Source organism: Luteibacter aegosomatissinici (assembly GCF_023078495.1).
Lineage (GTDB): Bacteria > Pseudomonadota > Gammaproteobacteria > Xanthomonadales > Rhodanobacteraceae > Luteibacter > Luteibacter aegosomatissinici.
Window position 1 is genome coordinate 3,510,120 of the sequence record NZ_CP095742.1, and the last position, 14,703, is coordinate 3,524,822.

Below are 14,703 nucleotides of genomic sequence, written 5' to 3' on the forward strand. Positions count from 1 at the left end.
GCGGCAGAATTCCTGGCGCCTCGTCGCGAAAGATGTCGCCCACAGGGTGGGCTCCTACCGGTTACGGCGCGGCTTGCGGATTATCGGCCAGCACTGCTTCGCGCAGCGCGCGTAGCTTCGCCTTGAGCTTGGCTTCGTTTTCCGTGCCGATGCGGATCATGAATTTCTGGCCGACGGAGAGCTGTTCGTACGTCGGGTTGGCGTAAACGTACCCGACCTTTTCCGGGAGCAGCTGCAGGTTGCCCTTGGGTTCCGGCGCATCCAGCAGGTGGTCGATCACTTCGATCAGCCGATCGTTGAAATAACCATTGGTGCCAAGATCGCGGTAGGCCTGCTGGAACAGCGGGTAGTTGCGCTTGTACCAGGCCGCGGCGGCCTTGGGATTTACGTGGTCGGCCACGTACATGTAGGTGTCGTAGCGTTCCAGGTTCTTCTTCGATTCGACGAACATGCCGTCATCGGGTTGCACCTGGAACCGGCCCGTGGGCGTGCGCAGCGGCAGGATGTTCATGCCGATGGTTTGCTTGGGCAGCGCATCGATGGTGGAGACCATGCGCGAGACGATGGCATCGGGGCGTAACAGGGTTTTCAACGCGCCGTCGCTGGTCAGCGCCAGCAGGCCTGCCAGGATGGCGTCATCACTCTGGTCCAGTGCAGGGAGCGCCGCGGTGGAGGCGCCGGCCGGGCCGATGGGATGCTGTGGCAGGGCCGCATCGTGGAACGGCGCTGAAGGCAGCGCCGTCGAGGCCGCCGCCACCGGTTGCGACGGTTGTGCCGCATCCCGGGCCTGTTTCTCGCGATATAGAAACACCGCACCCAAGCCCACGATGGCGACGATCAACACGCCTGCCAACCACTTCGAACCCGACGACTGACTGCTCAACGCAACGCACTCCGGTGAAACCAGCCCCCATGGGACTACGAATCGCCGGGTTGGTTCAAGGCGACCGGGTCAGGTCCGCTTCATCGATGACGAAGTCGTGGAAGGCCGTACCGCTGGAAAAGCCCATGTCGAAGCCGTATTGCATGCGTACCGTCAGGCTCGTCACCACCTGGCAGCGATAATGGGCGATCATCTGCATGCTCAGCGTGCGCGCCAGGTGCTCATCCAGCACGCCCGTGCCGCGCAACTGAAAAAGTGCCGAAAGGCATTCCGGCCGGCCGCTATCGCCCTTCTTCTTCAGGTCCCATTTGAGCTTGGCGTTCACGACCTCGACCGGCCCCGTGTCGGGCGCCGTGGTCACCTCGTGGTTCAGGCCCGGCGCGAAGTGCATATACACCGGAAGGCCAGCAAGTGCCGCCGGTACCGAGAGCGCGACGCACACGGTGGCGATGATGAGGTGGGGCCGCCAGAACGTGTAACCCCCGAGGCCCATCCGGGTGGCGCGCCCGTGCACTACGAACGTTCCGGTGGCCAGATCGTGCAGACCCTGCTTCGTACCGCGGTTGAAGACCAGGACATACAGCGTCGCCACGAGCCAGCCACCGGTCAGGCCATCGAGCGCCAGCAAGCCCCATTCGCCGGGACGGTGCACGAAGATGCTGTTGAGGATAACGGGGGCGCATAGCAGCGCGGCACGCAGCAACGAGCGGCCGAGGCCGATAACCCGCCCGCTCGCGTCCACGACGCGCATGCCCAGCACCTTCTTGCCTGGGGAGCCGGCGCCGCCCCACCCGCTATCGCCCACACCGAAGTACACGGTGGCAATCACGAAGCCGATGACGCGGGCCCACGGCCCTAGCCGGACCAGCGGGTCGAACAGGACCAGGCCGACGATGACGCCGCCAAGGGAAAGAATGATCCAGTCGATGAGGAATCCCAGGTAGCGCCGCCAAAGGGCCGCCATGGGTGCGGGCGACGATGCCGCCAGGTCCGTCTGCGATTCGGTTTCCATGCCTCTCCTCGTATCCGCCGATCATGCACCCGCCAGCCGCCTTGCGGGAAGCCCCCTTCGTCACGGCATAGTCGGGCTGCCGGGTGTCCCCCACTGTCCCGGCACCAGGGCATTCCCACACATCGAAACCGTAAGGAGGAAGTATGGCTTTCTCTACGAAGGTCGAGTCGTCCCCCATCGCCGGCATCAACGTCACCCCACTCGTCGACGTGCTGCTGGTGTTGCTCATCATCTTCATGATTTCGGCGCCGGTGATCGCGCACAAGAACCGTATCGATCTACCCATCGGTTCGGCAGGGCAGCCCAAGCCCGTCGAGCCCCTGCGCGTCACGGTTGACCCCGGTGGCATGGTGTTCCTCAACGGCACGCTGGTGAGTGACGCGGCCCTCGCTACGCAATTGGATGTGGCTGTTGCCAGAAGCGGCGACGACGCGTCAAAGGCCCCCAGCATCGAACTCCATGCGCGCGACGAGGCAGCCTATGATGACGTAGCGCGGGTGCTCGCGCTGGTGAAAGCGCACGGCGTAGAGCGCATCGACTTCGCCTCGGACTAACCGCAGAAAAGCAGAGCCACCGCTCCTGCGGCGATCTCGCGAAAAGATCTCGCGCGCAAGCGCGCTCCTACACGGCGGTGTCGGGTTGGCCGTAGGTGTATTCGGTGGCGCGGTGGAAGCTGATGCCCTCTCGCTGTTCGACGGCGAGAGGGTGTCCGTCATCGACAAGGAATACCGATGGCCGCGTCGTTGGGCCGGTGAGCTGGAGCGTCACGGCCAGGCCAAGGCTTCCTGGGTGGTGGCGCACCTCGTTGGCCAGCGTTGCGTCGAATGCCGGCTCATCCGCCTGATCTGGATCGGTCCACAGCTTATGGATACGGCTGAAAGACCCCTCTGACACTTCGACCCAGACGCCGAGCATGTAGCCGTCCGCGCGGTCGTGGACAGGCAATGGCAGGATTCCGCGCAGGAAGAAACGGGCGTTATCGATCCTGCAGATATCGTTCGATTCACGCACGCGCTGGGCACGCTCGTCATCATCCATGGCAACGACGGCATCGGGCCGATGGTAGGCCAGTTCAAATAGCTCGCTGTCGTGGGCCAATCCGCATGTTTCGCAAACCGTCGCCATTGAAATTCCCCAGGATAGGCAAAAACCGAGCTTAGCGTGTAGATCACGCGCCGGGGGGCAGGGGCGACGCACCCATCAATTCAGCCTGTGCAGATGAAACGAGGCAGGTAACTGGCGTAGCGGCGCGGTCCACGCGAAAGAAGCCATCTTCGCTGGGCGACTGATAGTAGAGGGTGCCGCCGACACACGGCACGGCATGGGCGGTCTCTCCCGACACAGCCTGCCATACACGTATCGCCATGAGCGCCGTCGTGGCATAGCCGGGGTGCTGGCCGTCGCTATGCAGCCAAGCGCCCGCGGGTTCGGCCCGTCGGAAGCTGAGCCACGTCCTGCCAATCTCGATGTATCGCGCTCCCATCTGGCGAGCGATCCTTTGTTCACCGGCGATCAGAAGGGGCACGATCGCGGGATTCCCCTGGTAGGTTCCCAGGTAGTAGACCCTGGCCCCACCTACCCTTGCCGCATCAGCCAGCGCCTTGCTGGCACGCTCCGTCGCCCTGAAGTCGTCGCTTTCCATGCAGCCCTGCCCCATGCATACGGCATTACCTCCGCGCTCCTGGAAGATCACATCGGTGTAGCGGCCCTTCGTCAGCAGGTCGGCCAGGCGCGCGTTGTGCTCATCATCGACCAGTGACGCGCCGGGTAGCGCGAACGCGTCGACGGCCACGCCCGCCGGCGCCAGCGATGCCGTGGCGCCGGGGAGGTTGTTGACGTAGGTGAGGCTGTTGCCCACGAAGAGGATGCGACGGGGGCGCTCGGCTGCGTGGCTGGCGCAGGCCAATGCCATGAGACACGTTGCGAGAAGCACCTGCAGGAGCGCGCTTGCGCGCGATACGACCTTGCGGGGCATAGGGGTTCCTTCTGCGTTATCACGGGGTCCATCGCGCGCAAGCGCGCTCCTACAGAGGTAGGGGGCGCCTCGCAAAAGAAAAGGCCCGCTGGTGGGCGGGCCTTTCGGGTTACATGTTGCGGCGGTATTCGCCGCCTACGTCGTAGAGGGCGTGGCTGATCTGGCCGAGGCTGTTGTGCTTCACGGCGTCCATCAGTTGCTCGAATACGTTGCGGCGGTCGCGGGCGGTGTTCTGCAGGGTACGCAGGCTTTCCGGAGCCAGGCCGTTGCGGGCCTTGCCGTAGAGCTGCACGTTGTCGATCTGCTGGCCCTTTTCTTCCGGCGTGGAGCGGATGAGTTCGATCTCGGTGGCGATCTCGCCGCCGTGGTCCTTGGGCAGGAAGGTGTTGACGCCGATGAGCGGAAGCGAACCGTCGTGCTTCTTGTGCTCGTAGTACATCGATTCTTCCTGGATCTTGCCGCGCTGGTACATGGTATCCATGGCGCCGAGCACGCCGCCGCGCTCGCTGATCGCCTCGAACTCCTTGTACACCGCTTCTTCGACCAGGTCGGTCAGCTCATCGACGATGAAGCTTCCCTGCCACGGGTTCTCGTTGAAGTTGAGGCCGAGCTCACGATTGATGATGAGCTGGATGGCCACGGCGCGGCGCACGCTCTCCTCGGTCGGCGTGGTGATCGCCTCGTCGTATGCGTTGGTGTGCAGGCTGTTGCAGTTGTCAAACAGCGCGTACAGCGCCTGCAGCGTGGTGCGGATATCGTTGAACTGGATTTCCTGTGCGTGCAGCGAGCGGCCGGAGGTCTGGATGTGGTACTTCAGCATCTGGCTGCGCGCGCTTGCACCGTAGCGCTCGCGCATGGCGCGGGCCCAGATGCGGCGGGCCACGCGGCCGATCACCGTGTATTCCGGGTCCATGCCGTTGGAGAAGAAGAACGACAGATTCGGTGCGAAATCGTCGATCTGCATGCCACGGGCGAGGTAGTACTCGACGATGGTGAAGCCGTTCGACAGCGTGAAAGCGAGCTGGCTGATCGGGTTCGCGCCCGCTTCGGCGATGTGATAACCGGAGATCGATACCGAATAGAAGTTGCGGACCTTGTGGTCCACGAAGTACTGCTGGATATCGCCCATCATGCGCAGGGCAAACTCGGTGCTGAAGATGCAGGTGTTCTGCGCCTGGTCTTCCTTCAGGATGTCCGCCTGCACCGTGCCGCGCACCGTGGCCAGGGTATAGGCCTTGATCCGCGCGTAGGTTGCATCGTCCACCACTTCCTCACCTGATACGCCGAGCAGGCCAAGGCCGAGGCCGTTGTTGCCGGCCGGCAGGTCGCCGTTGTAACGCGGGCGGTTGCCATCGGGGTATAGCTCGGCGATGCGGGCGTTCACCGCCTCCCAGCGCGCGGGCTCCTCATTCAGGTACTTCTCGATGTTCTGGTCGATCGCCGTGTTCATGAACATGGCGAGGATGATCGGCGCAGGGCCGTTGATCGTCATCGAGACCGAAGTACTGGGCGCGGACAGGTCGAAACCGGAGTACAGCTTCTTCATGTCGTCCAACGTGGCGATCGACACGCCGGAGTTACCGATCTTGCCGTAGATATCCGGGCGAGGGGCCGGGTCTTCGCCGTACAGCGTGACCGAATCGAATGCCGTGGAAAGGCGTGCGGCGGCACCGCCCAGCGAGAGGTAATGGAAGCGGCGGTTGGTGCGCTCCGGGGTGCCCTCGCCCGCGAACATGCGGGTCGGATCTTCACCGGCGCGGCGGTACGGGAACACGCCACCGGTGTACGGGTAGTGGCCCGGCAGGTTTTCGCGCATGAGAAACGAGAGCTGTTCGCCCCAGTCCTTCGTCTTCGGCGGCGACACCTTGGGGATCTTCTGGTGGCTCAGCGATTCGCGGTAGTTTTCCACGCGGATCACTTTGTCGCGGACCGTGTACTCGTTGTACTCGGCGGTGACCGAGGCAAAGCGTACCGGCCACTCGCGCAGCAGGTTGATCGCCTCGCTGCTGAGTTCGCGAACCGCGGTGTTATAGCGCTGGCGCAGGGTCGAGAGCGAACGATCGCCCTCCACGCTTAGCTGCGCGTGGTCGTACAGGTCGAAGGCGCGCGGCAACGCCTCGTCACCGATATCCTTCAGTGATTCGTAGTAATGCTGCGCCTTCGCGGCGGCCTCGGCCTGCTTCGCGATGGAGGCGTTCACGCCACGGCCCTGCTCCGCGATTTCCGCCAGGTAGCGCACGCGACTGCCCGGGATGAGCACCGTGGCGCGCGGCTCGCGCAGGCTGGTGTCGAGGTCCGGGGTCCAGCCCGTGGCCGGCAGCGAAAGCTTTTCGCGCAGCAGGCGACACAGGTTGTCGAACATCCAGGTCACGCCCGGATCGTTGAACTGGCTGGCGATCGTGGGATACACCGGCACCTTGTCGTCGGCCAGGTTGAACGCGGTGCGGTTGCGCTTCCACTGCTTGCGCACGTCGCGCAGCGCGTCTTCCGCGCCACGCTTGTCGAACTTGTTGAGCACCACGAGCTCGGCGAAATCGAGCATGTCGATCTTTTCGAGCTGGCTGGCCGCGCCGTACTCGCTCGTCATTACGTAGACCGGGAAATCCACCAGGTCGACGATTTCCGAGTCGCTCTGGCCAATACCAGCGGTCTCGACGATCACCAGGTCATACGCCTGGGCTTTGAGGAAATCGATGCAATCGTGCAGCACCACCGACGTGGCCGCATGCTGGCGGCGCGTGGCCATGGAACGCATGTACACGCGGTGGCTGCGCAGGGAGTTCATGCGGATGCGATCGCCCAGCAGGGCACCGCCGCTACGACGGCGGGTCGGGTCGACCGCGAGCACGGCAATGCGCATCTCGGGGAACGCATGCAGGAAGCGCAGCAGCAGTTCGTCCACGACCGACGACTTACCTGCGCCACCGGTACCGGTAAGGCCCAGCACCGGGGTCTTGCCACCGGCGAGCTTCCATTCCTTGCGCAGGCGCTCCAGCTCGGTGGCCGGTAGCCCGTCTTCCTCGATCGCCGACAGCATGGCACCGATGGAGATTTCATCATCGATCGACGCGGCGGCAGGCACGGCTTCCGCGCGGGCCTTCTGCGCGTTGCGGGTGCGCGTCATCACGTCTTCGATCATCTCGACGAGGCCGAGCTTCATGCCATCGTTCGGGTGATAAATGCGCTCGACGCCGTACGCCTGCAGCTCGCGGATCTCCTCCGGTGTGATGGTGCCGCCACCGCCACCGAACACACGCACGTGGCCGGCGCCGCGTTCGCGCAGCATGTCGACCATGTACTTGAAGTATTCGACATGGCCGCCCTGGTAGGACGACAGCGCGATGGCGTCGGCATCTTCCTGCAGCGCCGCGCGCACCACATCTTCCACCGAGCGGTTATGGCCCAGGTGGATCACCTCGGCGCCCTGGCTCTGGATGATGCGGCGCATGATGTTGATCGCCGCGTCATGGCCATCGAACAGGCTCGCCGCCGTGACGAAACGCAGCGGCTTCGCCTCCGCGTCGGTGTTGCTGGCGGGGATATGCTTGGGCTGCGAGCTCATGGAAACTCCGGGTAGAACCATCGTCGGGGTGGGGAACCTGCCGATTCTACCGCCGGGGCCCGCGAGGCCTCTGACGCAGTGCAGCGAGACGCGTGCGTACGTTACGCGGCCGCTTCGCCACCACCACCGAAATCCACGCCGGACAGGAAGGCGAGGGCCGCCGCCTGCACACACTCGTCGTCGACGATGCGACGGTGGCCCAGCCTGCGCGTCTTCAGCAGGATCGACCCGGGCCACAGGCTGGTGTAGAGCTCGCCCTCTTCCACCGGCACGTCGCGATCAAAGAAATCGTGGACGATCAAGGCCGGTTGCGTCCGATTCGGCACATGGTTACGGATATGCAGGTCGCCGATCTGCACGCCGGTTCGCGCGGCCAACGTATCGTGCAGCGAGGGCCGCAGGTGCTGCGCCAGGCGCACGAAGCGGGCGAACCGCGACGTGGCGGCCTCGGGATCGGCCGCCGGGGCGATCAGCACCACGCGCTTCGCCGTCCAGCCATCCTCCAGCGAGAGGGCAACGGCCGCGCCGCCGAGCGAATGCGCGATCACGCCTTCCGCGTCACCGTAGTGGCGGCCGATCGCCGTCACCGTGCGGACGAAATCCGGCAAGGTGCAAAGATCGCCACCGCTGTGACCATGCGCGGGCTGGTCGAATGCCACGGCGGCCCAGCCCTTCGCCAGGAGCTGCGCGGCCCAGGTTTCCCAGCGAAGCCCAAGGCTGGACCAGCCATGCGCCAACAGGATGTACGGCTGGGTGGTGGGATCGCCCCAGACATAGGTGGCGATCTGCTCCCCGTCCACATCGACGGCCTCGCGGCGCGCCGTCATGGTGGTGAGCGCATGCATGGCGCGCTCGCGGCTGCTCGGCAGTGGCGTCTGGAAGACACGGGCGGCATGCGCCACCGTGCGGCCTGGCGCCAGCCGGCTTCCAAAGCGGTAGGCGAAGCGAATGCCAAGCAACGTCGCGACAGTACGGGCGCCGAAACGGCGGGGCGGCTTCATGGGGCGGGAGCGGGTCTGTTGGGTTCGCATCAGGGCTTGGTGCAGGCTCAGGCTGCCAAGGTTCCCTTAGCAAGACCTTTCGCCGTAGCTTTCACGAAGCTGAACATCTCATACCGCCGGGGTCAACCCGATGACAGCGGCTACGTTTTTTCTCACGAGTTCGCATTCCCGCGAACGACGAAGGAGAGACCGCATGCGCAACCTCACCCGCACCCTTGCCGCCGTGGCCGCCCTGGGCATGGCCGTTGGCGCCGCTAGCTACACCCCGCCGGCCGCCGCGCGGGAAGTGGTCGTGATCCGTAACGCCCCGCCGCCGCCGCGCTTTGAGCGCGTGCCTCCCCCGCGGGTCGGTTACGTCTGGGCCCCCGGTTACTGGAACTGGTACGGCGGCCGCTACGTATGGGTCGGCGGCCGTTGGGCCGCAGCCCGTCCGGGCTATGTCTACCGCGGCCCCGGCTGGCGTCCTTACCGCGGCGGCTACCACTACGAACGCGAGGTCTGGGTGCGCGATCCGCACTGGCACCGCTAAATTCTTAACATTTGCGTGCTGCGCCGCATCTACCAACTCGCGAATAACGGTTTAGACTACGCAGCTGACACGACAATCTCGCCCCCGCCTCAACGGCCGGGGCGATTTTTTTGGACGGTCATTTCCCCACCGGTGGCCTCGGCTGCCGGTTCGCCCCAAAGGGGGGCGGGCTGCTAATCATGAAAACTGGAGTTTGCGTTCGATGATTTTCGAAACCATCGCCAACACGGGCCACGAAGAAGTCGTCTTCTGCCATAACAAGGACGCGGGCCTGAAGGCCATCATCGCGATCCACAACACTGTGCTTGGCCCGTCGCTGGGCGGCCTGCGCATGTGGCCCTACAAGTCCGAGCAGGACGCCGTGAACGATGTGCTGCGCCTTTCGCGTGGCATGACGTACAAGAACGCGGTGGCCGGCCTGAACCTCGGCGGCGGCAAGGCCGTGATCATCGGCGATCCCTCCAAGGACAAGTCCGAAGCGCTGTTCCGCGCCTTCGGCCGCTTCGTCAACTCGCTCAACGGCCGTTACATCACGGCGGAAGACGTGGGTATCGACGTGAACGACATGGAATATGTCTACCGCGAAACCGAATACGTCACCGGCGTGCACCAGGTGCATGGCGGCTCGGGCGATCCCTCGCCGTTCACCGCGTTCGGCACGCTGCAGGGCCTGATGGCCGCGCTGCAGGCCAAGCACGGCAACGAAGACGTGGGTAAGTACAGCTACGCCGTGCAGGGCTGCGGCCACGTGGGCAGCGAGTTCATCAAGCTCCTGCGCGAGCAGGGCGCCAAGGTGTTCGTCACGGACATCAACAAGGATGCCGTGCAGCGCTGCGTCGATGAACTGGGCTGCGAAGCGGTGGGCCTGGACGAGATCTACGACGTCGACGCCGACGTGTATAGCCCCTGCGCCCTGGGCGGCACGGTCAACGAGCAGACGATCGACCGCATCAAGGCGAAGATCATCTGCGGCGCGGCCAACAACCAGCTGGCCACCGACGCGATCGGCGACGAACTCGCCCGCCGCGGCGTGCTGTATGCGCCGGACTACGCCGTGAACGCCGGCGGCGTCATGAACGTGTCGCTGGAAATCGACGGCTACAACCGCGAGCGCGCCATGCGCATGATGCGCACGATCTACTACAACGTCGGCCGCATCTTCGAAATCTCCGGCCGCGACAACATCCCGACCTACAAGGCCGCGGACCGCATGGCGGAAGAGCGCATCAACGCGATCGGCAAGATCCGCCTGCCGCACATGGGCAACGGCGCGCCGCGCTTCCAGGGCCGCATGCGCGGGCAGTAAGCAACACCGTGCACGACCTGAAAGGCCGCCGGGTCCACCGGCGGCCTTTTTCATGCCGCCGCAAACCGCGCTGCAAAGCCGTTTTGGGCAAATGTGAAGATCGGCGATGCCAGGCGGTATCGGTTCCCCCGCAGGAATCCGCGGGACGCGGTTGTCCGGGGTTGCGATCTGCTACACTTTGCCGCGCCCGGCCTCTTGTAAGGCTTTGCCTACACGAAGCTTTTGGGTGCAGGGGGAAACCTCCGCCGTTCAGGCGGATTTACCAAATCCAAGATCACGACCCTTCGTCGCTCCGGCGGCGCCGCCTTACCCTTGTCCCGTGCGGACAGCGAGGCACGCCAGGCGGAGCTGAAATGGACTTACCGAGCTTATGAGCGCGATCCCAGCAGCGACCTTCACCCAAGCCGATATCCTGGCTCGTCTTCGGACCGTCCTCCATGAGACGTTCGAGATCGACCCGGCGAAGGTGACGCCCGAAGCGAACCTGTTCACCGACCTGGAGCTGGACAGCATCGACGCGATCGATCTGGCGATCCAGGTGCAGGATATGACCGGCACACGGATCAAGCCCGAAGACTTCAAGAGCGTGCGCACCGTCGGCGATGTGGTCGCCACCGTGCAGCAGCTGGTCGCGCGCTGACGCGGCATGATGGGCACGGCAGGACCGCGCGAGGCCGCGGAACGTCGCTTCGCACCCTGTGCGGTCGTGCCCATCTATAACCACGGTCGCACCATCGCCAGCACCGCCAATGCGCTGGCCGCACATGGCCTGCCCGTGATGATCGTGGATGATGGCTCCGACGATGCCACCCGGCGCATCCTGGATGAGCTCGTCGCCGGACGGGATGACCTGCGCCTGATTCGCCAGCCGCGCAACGGTGGCAAGGGTGCCGCGCTTTCCGCAGGGTTCCAGGCCGCGCACGCGGCCGGCTACACACACGTGCTGCAGATCGATGCCGATGGCCAGCACGACACGGCCGATGTACCGCGATTCCTTGCCGAAGCGCAGGCCCGGCCTGGCGCCATGGTGTGCGGATGCCCCGTGTACGACGACTCCATCCCGAAGGCGCGCCTTTACGGCCGCTACCTCACGCACGCGTGCGTGTGGCTGGAAACACTCTCCTTCGACATCAAGGACTCGATGCTGGGCTACCGGTTGTACCCGTTGGCCGCGACGTGCGAGGAAATGTCACGCAAGCCTTTTCCACCACGCATGGATTTCGACACGGAAATCGCCGTGCGCCTGTTCTGGCGCGGCGTCCCCGTACGCAATGTCGCCACCCGGGTGATCTACCCGGAAAACGGCCTCTCCCATTTCCGCCTGTGGCGTGACAACGCACGCATCACGGCCATGCATACCCGCCTGCTCCTGGGCATGCTGCCGCGCGCGCCGCGCCTGATCGTTCGCAAGCTCACACGGAAACCCGACACATGCGCCGCCTGATGACCCTGTTCGCCCTGCTCTGCTGCGCCACCCTGGCGCACACCCAGTCGGCGCCCACCCAGGCACCGTCACTGGTCGACCAGGTGCTGGCCCACCTCGCGAAGCACCAGCAGGTGCGTGCCGAATTCACCCAGCGCCGCGAAAACCCCGACCTTGCCGAGCCACAGGTGAGCAGCGGCGACCTGTTGTTCGTCATCGGCAAGGGCATGCTCTGGCACACCCGGGCCCCGTACGACGATACGTTAGTACTCAGCGCCGGCGATACACGCCGGCTGAACGCGCAGGGCAAGCTCGAGCGCGTCCGCGATGGCAACCGTGGCGTCAGCCAGGTATCGGGCATGTTGCAGGGCCTGCTGGCCGGCAAGACCGACGAGGCCGCTCGCCAGTTTACGATCACGGCCGAAGGCACCGTGGACCAATGGACCTTGCACTTCGTGCCGAAGCAGGCGCGCGTCGCCCGCGTGCTGGCGGGTATCACGCTCAAGGGCGATGCCTTCCTCGAATCGATCGACGTGAACCTCGCCAGTGGCGAACGCACCGCCATCGCCTTCGCGAACACGCGCGATGCCGGCGCGCTCACGCCCGTTGAAGCCAGCGCGCTCGGCGCCGAATGAAGCCCGCGCCGACGACGCTCCGCGCGGCCGCGTTCGCCGCGGTGTCGCTGCTGGTATGCATCCTGGGCGCGTGGCTGCTGTTCGGCCGTGGTGCCTCGCCGCTGCAGACCGATCTGCTCGCCATGCTCCCGGCCACGGAGCGCAACGCGCTGGCGGAGGATGCCGTGGAGCGGCTTGCCCGCGCCAGCGGCGATCGCATGATCCTGTTGGTAGCCCACCAGGACGATGACACGGCGAAGGATGCCGCCCGCGAACTGGGCGCCGCGCTGGGCAAGGACAAGGTATTCAAGCATGTGCTTGCCGAGCTGCCGCCATTCGACATGGCGCAACTGGTGAACCCTTTCCTGCCCTATCGCTTCCACCTGCTCACCCAGGAAGATCGCGCCACGCTCGATGCCGCCGGTTTTGATCCGACCGAAACGCTGAAGCGCCGCCTCAATGAACCCTTTGGCGCCAACGTGGGCCCGAAGCTGGGCGACGATCCCTTCGGCTGGCTGCAGCACTGGCTGGACCGCCAGCCGTGGAATCGCTCCACGCTGGTACCCGAAGATGACCTGCTGACGGCGCACCGCGACGAGGGAAGCTATGTGTTGGTCGTCGCCACGCTGGATGGCTCGTCGTATGACGACGGCGTCCAGCGCCGCGCGTTGGGTGCCCTCGACCAGGCCGAACACGACATCATCGCGAAGCACCCTGGGACGCAACTACTTCGCACGGGAGCTATTTTCTATGCAGCCGCGGCACGCGCTGGGGCCGAGCGCGATACCCATGTCGTAGGTATCGCATCCACTGTCGGCATCGCCATCCTGCTGTTGTTCGTGTTCCGCTCGATGCGGCCGCTGCTCATCGCGTTCCTGTCTACCGCGCTGGGCGTGATCGGGGCCACGGTGGCTACGATCCTCGTGTTTGGCCAGTTGCACCTGCTAACGCTTGTGTTCGGTGCGGCCTTGTTGGGCGAAGCGGTCGATTATTCCATCCAATACCTGTGCGCACGCGCGAACGCGGGTCCCACCTGGGAGCCCATGCGTGGCGTGCGCCAGGTGCGCCCTGCCCTGCTGCTTGCACTCGCCACCTCCTTGCTCGGCTATGCGCTGCTTGCGCTGGTGCCGTTCCCGGCCCTGCGCCAGATGGCCGTGTTCGCCATTGCCGGCATGGCCGTCGCTTGCGCCAGCGTGTTCTGGCTGCTGCCCGCGTTGCTGCGCGATCCAGGCAAAGCGCCGCTGGCCGCGCCGTTCGTGCGCGTGGCCCTGGCCTGGCAGCGGATCGCCTCGGGCCGCCGCGCGTTCGCCGTCATCGGGGTACTCGCGCTGATAGCCGTCCCTGGCTGGATCAAGCTCGGCCATGACGATGACATCCACCTGCTGATTTCACCGCCGCAAAGCCTGGAAGCGCAAACCAACCAGATTCGCGATATCGCGGGGTTTGGCGGCGGTAGCCAGTTCTGGCTGGTGGAAGGGGATACGCCGGAGGCCGTGCTTGAGCACGAGGAAGCGCTGACCGATCGCCTGCAAAGGGAGGGCATTGCCTGGACGGGCATGACGGGCATGTTGCCTTCGCAGAAGCGGCAGGCGGAGAACGTGGCGGCCATCACCTGGGCCATGTGCCGGGGTGTCGTCGGCGTTCTTGGGCCGAGCCCTGAGTTGGCTCAGATCCAGATGCGTCGATTCATGACCGTGGCCGGATTCAAGGACACAGCGGCAAGCGCTTACGCAACCGCGTTCCCCGGCAAGCCGCTTACGCTTGCGAACTGGAAACAGGTGCAGGCGTACATGCCGTTCCAGTACCTGTGGATGGACAAGGGCAGCATCGTGGTGCCGCAGGGCGATGTCCCCGTGGAACGGATGCGTGCCGCGGCGGCTGGCCTCCAGGGTGTATCGGTGATCGACAAGCCCGCCAGCATCTCTACGCTGTTCGGTGAGTACCGTGGGTTCGCCAGCCTGTGGCTGGGTGCCGCCATGCTGCTGGTGGCCGCCGCGTTCGCATGGCGCTACGGGCTGCGTGGCGCATGGCGCGTGCTACTCCCCCCGTTGGCGGGCATCGTCTTCTCCGTCGCGGCGCTTGGCTATCTCAACCAACCGCTCACGCTATTCCACCTCATGGCCCTGATGCTTGTCCTTGGCGTGGGCGCCAACTACGCCGTGTTCCTGCGTGAAGGCGAACCGCATTCCGCGCACACGCCCGGCGCCGCCTACGCGGGTGTGCTGCTCTCCGCCGTCACCGCCTTGCTCTCGTTCGGGCTGCTGGCCCTTAGTACCATGCCTGCCCTGCAACATTTCGGGCTCACCCTGTTGCTGGGGATCGGCTTTACCGCCCTCCTCGCCCCGGTGAGCGCACCTGCACCTGTGAAGCCAAACGCATGAACAACACCGCAAACACC

The 14,703-nt window shown here is 65.1% G+C and carries 13 protein-coding genes; 7 read left to right on the plus strand and 6 right to left on the minus strand.

What is annotated here, in order from left to right; translation table 11 throughout:
* Positions 1-61 precede the first annotated feature (61 nt).
* Both L2Y97_RS15810 and L2Y97_RS15815 read right to left on the minus strand, forming a co-directional pair.
* Entirely contained in the window at positions 62-883 is an 822-nt protein-coding gene (locus tag L2Y97_RS15810) for a DUF3014 domain-containing protein (protein ID WP_247428432.1), read from the minus strand.
* Positions 884-938: 55 nt separating this feature from the next.
* Complete coding sequence (locus L2Y97_RS15815) at positions 939-1,895, minus strand: RDD family protein (protein ID WP_247428434.1); 957 nt, start codon at positions 1,893-1,895, stop codon at positions 939-941.
* A 143-nt stretch (positions 1,896-2,038) separates the two neighbouring features.
* Between L2Y97_RS15815 and L2Y97_RS15820 the strand changes: the two genes are divergently transcribed.
* Complete coding sequence (locus tag L2Y97_RS15820; RefSeq protein WP_247428437.1) at positions 2,039-2,449, plus strand: ExbD/TolR family protein; 411 nt, start codon at positions 2,039-2,041, stop codon at positions 2,447-2,449.
* Between the two features lie 67 nt (positions 2,450-2,516).
* Here L2Y97_RS15820 and L2Y97_RS15825 read toward each other — a convergent pair whose 3' ends face one another.
* The 4 genes from L2Y97_RS15825 to L2Y97_RS15840 all read right to left on the minus strand — a co-directional run bounded on the left by L2Y97_RS15825 (position 2,517) and on the right by L2Y97_RS15840 (position 8,463).
* Positions 2,517-2,993, minus strand: a complete 477-nt coding sequence (locus tag L2Y97_RS15825; protein WP_247428439.1) for a DUF2199 domain-containing protein — start codon at positions 2,991-2,993, stop codon at positions 2,517-2,519.
* Positions 2,994-3,063: 70 nt separating this feature from the next.
* A complete protein-coding gene (locus tag L2Y97_RS15830; RefSeq protein WP_247428441.1) occupies positions 3,064-3,870 on the minus strand; it encodes an SGNH/GDSL hydrolase family protein in 807 nt (268 codons plus the stop codon).
* Positions 3,871-3,979: 109 nt separating this feature from the next.
* Positions 3,980-7,432: a methylmalonyl-CoA mutase family protein gene (locus tag L2Y97_RS15835; RefSeq protein WP_247428443.1), complete on the minus strand. Its 3,453-nt coding sequence runs from the start codon at positions 7,430-7,432 to the stop codon at positions 3,980-3,982.
* Between the two features lie 101 nt (positions 7,433-7,533).
* Positions 7,534-8,463, minus strand: a complete 930-nt coding sequence (locus L2Y97_RS15840) for an alpha/beta hydrolase (RefSeq protein ID WP_247428445.1) — start codon at positions 8,461-8,463, stop codon at positions 7,534-7,536.
* A 163-nt stretch (positions 8,464-8,626) separates the two neighbouring features.
* Here L2Y97_RS15840 and L2Y97_RS15845 point away from each other — a divergent pair, with 163 nt between their 5' ends.
* The 6 genes from L2Y97_RS15845 (at position 8,627) to L2Y97_RS15870 (ending at position 14,686) form a co-directional block, all read left to right on the plus strand.
* Complete coding sequence (locus L2Y97_RS15845; RefSeq protein WP_247428447.1) at positions 8,627-8,962, plus strand: YXWGXW repeat-containing protein; 336 nt, start codon at positions 8,627-8,629, stop codon at positions 8,960-8,962.
* A gap of 202 nt (positions 8,963-9,164) precedes the next feature.
* Positions 9,165-10,268: a Glu/Leu/Phe/Val dehydrogenase dimerization domain-containing protein gene (locus tag L2Y97_RS15850; RefSeq protein WP_247428449.1), complete on the plus strand. Its 1,104-nt coding sequence runs from the start codon at positions 9,165-9,167 to the stop codon at positions 10,266-10,268.
* A 370-nt stretch (positions 10,269-10,638) separates the two neighbouring features.
* Complete coding sequence (locus L2Y97_RS15855) at positions 10,639-10,908, plus strand: acyl carrier protein (RefSeq protein ID WP_247428450.1); 270 nt, start codon at positions 10,639-10,641, stop codon at positions 10,906-10,908.
* A 9-nt stretch (positions 10,909-10,917) separates the two neighbouring features.
* Entirely contained in the window at positions 10,918-11,712 is a 795-nt protein-coding gene (locus L2Y97_RS15860) for a glycosyltransferase family 2 protein (RefSeq protein WP_247436830.1), read from the plus strand.
* Positions 11,700-12,326: a LolA family protein gene (locus L2Y97_RS15865; RefSeq protein WP_247428452.1), complete on the plus strand. Its 627-nt coding sequence runs from the start codon at positions 11,700-11,702 to the stop codon at positions 12,324-12,326. Before L2Y97_RS15860 ends, L2Y97_RS15865 begins: the two co-directional genes overlap by 13 nt.
* A complete protein-coding gene (locus L2Y97_RS15870) occupies positions 12,323-14,686 on the plus strand; it encodes an MMPL family transporter (protein WP_247428454.1) in 2,364 nt (787 codons plus the stop codon). Before L2Y97_RS15865 ends, L2Y97_RS15870 begins: the two co-directional genes overlap by 4 nt.
* Positions 14,687-14,703: the final 17 nt, after the last annotated feature.